The 1,650-nt window shown below is 41.8% G+C and carries 2 protein-coding genes; one reads left to right on the forward strand and one right to left on the reverse strand.

The genetic code is table 11. The features are described 5' to 3' along the window. Positions 1–160 precede the first annotated feature (160 nt). Entirely contained in the window at positions 161–511 is a 351-nt protein-coding gene (locus V7K36_RS08540) for a hypothetical protein (RefSeq protein WP_335114858.1), read from the forward strand. Between the two features lie 628 nt (positions 512–1,139). Here the strand turns inward: V7K36_RS08540 and V7K36_RS08535 are convergent. Beyond that, a complete protein-coding gene (locus V7K36_RS08535) occupies positions 1,140–1,490 on the reverse strand; it encodes a hypothetical protein (RefSeq protein WP_335114858.1) in 351 nt (116 codons plus the stop codon). Positions 1,491–1,650 lie beyond the last annotated feature (160 nt).

Consider the following 1,650-nt stretch of genomic DNA (forward strand, 5'->3'; position numbering starts at 1 on the left):
GTTTTGCCACGCACTTAATATCTTCTGCCGTAAGTCAATCGAATATGCTGCCATCTCTAAATAATCTGTTTTTTTACATCTTTCAAGTTTACAATTTTTGTGGCTGGTTTGATATCAAATTGCTGTAAAGGAAATCAGGCAACAGCTAGCTAATAAGCCAATGTCACAACCTGGGGTATGGATTCATGAGTATGAGGTCAAGAAGCGCTATAAGAAAGGCGGTGATATCTATGTTTACTGCTATGCCAAGTGGCAAGCTGATACACCAATTTTTAAGCGTAATCCCAAAGCAAAACTTAGGGGTGTGGCAAAGGGTAAGAACCCTGAGTTTACCTGCCATCAGCACATCGGGCGGGTGTGGAGTTCAACTGGATTGGGGATTGACCCAGAAGTTGCGATCGCACGGAAAGAATGGGAGCGCCGCAAGCAATTGGATGCGATCGACAAAGTTTTAAATGAGATAGAAACCGTGCTGTTCGGAGTTATGCCAAATAAAAATGATAAAGCATAACTCCGAACAGCGATCGCCTTTGAAGGTATGCGAGATTTTTTTAGGGTGGGGGGAACCTGGGGAAATTGGGAGACTAAAAAAAATACTTTGCGCGAAAAAACCCGTTATGGAGATGCGCTAACCAGTTATGCACACATAACAGTTATGAGCAGCATAACCAGTTATGCAAACACAACAGTTATAGAAAAGCGCCAACCAGTTATGCAAGCATAAACCAGTTAATGCAGATATCCATCTAAGTAACCAGTTAACGCAGACATATACCGTACATATAACCAGTTAACGCAGACATAACCAGTAGTGTCTGTTAATTTAAATTAACAGACACTACTGGTTATGTCTGCGTTAACTGGTTATATGTACGGTATATGTCTGCGTTAACTGGTTACTTAGATGGATATCTGCATTAACTGGTTTATGCTTGCATAACTGGTTGGCGCTTTTCTATAACTGTTGTGTTTGCATAACTGGTTATGCTGCTCATAACTGTTATGTGTGCATAACTGGTTAGCGCATCTCCATAACGGGTTTTTTCGCGCAAAGTATTTTTTTTAGTCTCCCAATTTCCCCAGGTTCCCCCCACCCTAAAAAAATCTCGCATACCTTCAAAGGCGATCGCTGTTCGGAGTTATGCTTTATCATTTTTATTTGGCATAACTCCGAACAGCACGGTTTCTATCTCATTTAAAACTTTGTCGATCGCATCCAATTGCTTGCGGCGCTCCCATTCTTTCCGTGCGATCGCAACTTCTGGGTCAATCCCCAATCCAGTTGAACTCCACACCCGCCCGATGTGCTGATGGCAGGTAAACTCAGGGTTCTTACCCTTTGCCACACCCCTAAGTTTTGCTTTGGGATTACGCTTAAAAATTGGTGTATCAGCTTGCCACTTGGCATAGCAGTAAACATAGATATCACCGCCTTTCTTATAGCGCTTCTTGACCTCATACTCATGAATCCATACCCCAGGTTGTGACATTGGCTTATTAGCTAGCTGTTGCCTGATTTCCTTTACAGCAATTTGATATCAAACCAGCCACAAAAATTGTAAACTTGAAAGATGTAAAAAAACAGATTATTTAGAGATGGCAGCATATTCGATTGACTTACGGCAGAAGATATTAAGTGCGTGGCAAAAC

The organism is Nostoc sp., from assembly GCF_036919555.1.
GTDB lineage: Bacteria > Cyanobacteriota > Cyanobacteriia > Cyanobacteriales > Nostocaceae > Nostoc.